We start from the raw sequence: 2,017 nt of genomic DNA, 5'->3' as shown, positions 1-2,017 counted from the left end.
AGTTTAGATTTCTGGGCTAACCGCTTGGAAGCCAAAGGCATTCAATTTGCCCGCGGTAGCCGTTTTGACAATGCAACAATTCTCGTCAAAGATTTCCATAATTTAAATATTGAGCTGGTTGAAAAGGATTGGGGTAAGGCCAATACTTACGCAGTCGACGATATTACGCCTGAAACAGCTATTCAAGGTTTTGCTGGTGCGGTTTTATATAGTCACCGCCCTGACCATACGGTTGAATTGTTCGACCAAGTTTTCGGTTGGCATAAGGTGGGCGAGGACGACCAATATATCCGTCTACAAGCACCTGGTGAACGGAAGGAATGGCTAGATATTCGAAAAACTGCTGATTCTTTTGGTAAAATGGCTATCGGTACAGTTCACCACATCGCCTTTGAAGTGGCGGACGAAGAGGCCTTAAACTATTGGCTAGAAGTGGCCCAACAACGTGGTTACCACACTAGCGATATCAAGAACCGTGACTATTTCAAATCCTTATACTTCCGCGAGCGCGGCGGCATTTTGATTGAATTAGCGACTGCTGGCCCAGGTTTTACTTGGAACGAGACGTTTGAAGAACTTGGTAGCCAATTATTCTACCCAGCCAAACATGAAGCGATTATCGACCAAATTAAAGCCAACTTGACACCCCTAGATTTCTAAAAAGGAGTTCATCTATGAGTTACGAATATATTTATCAAGCAGCAGAAAACCAAGCTGAAGCCAACACCCTACTACTTTTACACGGTACAGGCGGAACTGAGCACGATCTACTAGACATTGCCCAATTTATCGATCCCAATGCCAACATCCTATCATTGCGCGGTAACGAGCCTGAAGGACCCATGAATCGTTTCTTCAAACGCCACGGTGAAGGCAACTTAGACATCGAAAACTTGAAATACCATGCCAAAGACCTGTATAATTTCATAGGAACCTTGGCAACGGAAAAAGGGTTCGATCCAGCTAAAGTAGTGCCAATTGGTTATTCAAATGGCGCAAATATTGCTGGCGGTGTTTTATACCTATTTGACAACCCTTTTAAGGGCGCGATCTTACTCCACCCTATGGTACCATTTAGAGATGGAACTATGCCCAACTTGACGCACACACCTGTCTTTATTGGTGCTGGTTTCAACGACCCAATCTGTGCGCCAAGCGAAAGTGATGAACTTAAAACCAGCCTAGAATCGGCTGGTAGCCCAGTTACCCTTCATTGGGAAAACTACGGCCATTCCTTATCTATGCCTGAATTACAAGCAGCGAAAGGATGGTACGCTACCGCTGTTGGCTAATACAAAAAAAGGAATGATAATCAATGGATTCTGATCAATTATTAAAACGCATTAACGAGCTAGCTGCTAAGAAAAAAGCTGGCACGATCACTGAAGAAGAACTAGTTGAACAAAAAGAGTTGCGCCAAGTTTACTTGAAACAATTCCGTTCAGCCTTCAACGACATTATTTTAAACACGCGGGTAATCGACCCTGAGGGTACTGATATGACACCGCAAGCCGTTCGCGACGCCAAGAAAAAACAAGCTGCTGAACAAGAAAAAAAGGCTGAAGATTCAACTGACGCTGACAAATAGAATAATGCATCACAAATACAGGACTAGACGCTTATATAAATAGATGTCTGTCCTGTATTTTTTGTAATACCATAGTAAATAGTAGCAATAATTAAAACTAGTGCTGGAGGAAATTTCTAAAAATTCCCCCAACACTAGTTAGGACTACTATTGATCATATTCAGATAGATTATGATATTTTTTATCTAACTCATAACTGAACCAACGGCCGTTCATAACTTCAGATAATAAGTCAGCCTTTTGTTCTTCTGTAATCGAGCGGTCATTTTCAATTGCTGCTAAAACTGATGCGTAATCAAATTCTTTCTTGCCCATTTTTGCTATTGCAACTGAATCATCAGCATCTAGGAACAATATATTCTCATCTGCGTCTTTCTGCCACTCTGTCCATTCAGTAAGATTTTCACCATTTGGATTACCACTACTGAT

At 41.9% G+C, this 2,017-nt stretch carries 3 protein-coding genes and 1 pseudogene; 3 read left to right on the top strand and 1 reads right to left on the bottom strand.

What is annotated here, in order from left to right; genetic code table 11:
* The 3 genes from ACRCJ0_RS12820 to ACRCJ0_RS12810 all read left to right on the top strand — a co-directional run.
* Window positions 1–660 (top strand): VOC family protein (locus ACRCJ0_RS12820; RefSeq protein WP_431390672.1); only part of this gene is annotated, 660 nt, incomplete at its 5' end.
* 14 nt (window positions 661–674) lie between these two features.
* On the top strand, window positions 675–1,292 hold the full coding sequence (locus ACRCJ0_RS12815; protein ID WP_431387805.1) for an alpha/beta hydrolase: 618 nt from the start codon (window positions 675–677) through the stop codon (window positions 1,290–1,292).
* A gap of 23 nt (window positions 1,293–1,315) precedes the next feature.
* The gene (locus tag ACRCJ0_RS12810) at window positions 1,316–1,588 is read left to right on the top strand and encodes a DUF896 domain-containing protein (protein WP_431390671.1); all 273 of its coding nucleotides are present in this window, start codon (window positions 1,316–1,318) and stop codon (window positions 1,586–1,588) included.
* Window positions 1,589–1,735: 147 nt separating this feature from the next.
* On the opposite strand, the pseudogene ACRCJ0_RS12805 reads toward ACRCJ0_RS12810, so the two are convergent.
* A pseudogene (locus tag ACRCJ0_RS12805) lies at window positions 1,736–2,017 on the bottom strand (hypothetical protein); the annotation flags it as partial.

The organism is Aerococcus sp. L_32 (assembly GCF_050689315.1).
The sequence above is the reverse complement of the archived record's forward strand: the minus strand, read 5'-3'. Positions and strand labels throughout refer to the sequence as shown.

Excerpts from the sequence above, each read along its gene's own strand:
- ACRCJ0_RS12815 (WP_431387805.1), top strand. The coding sequence starts at position 675 with ATGAGTTACGAATATATTTATCAAGCAGCAGAAAACCAAGCTGAAGCC.
- ACRCJ0_RS12810 (WP_431390671.1), top strand. The coding sequence starts at position 1,316 with ATGGATTCTGATCAATTATTAAAACGCATTAACGAGCTAGCTGCTAAG.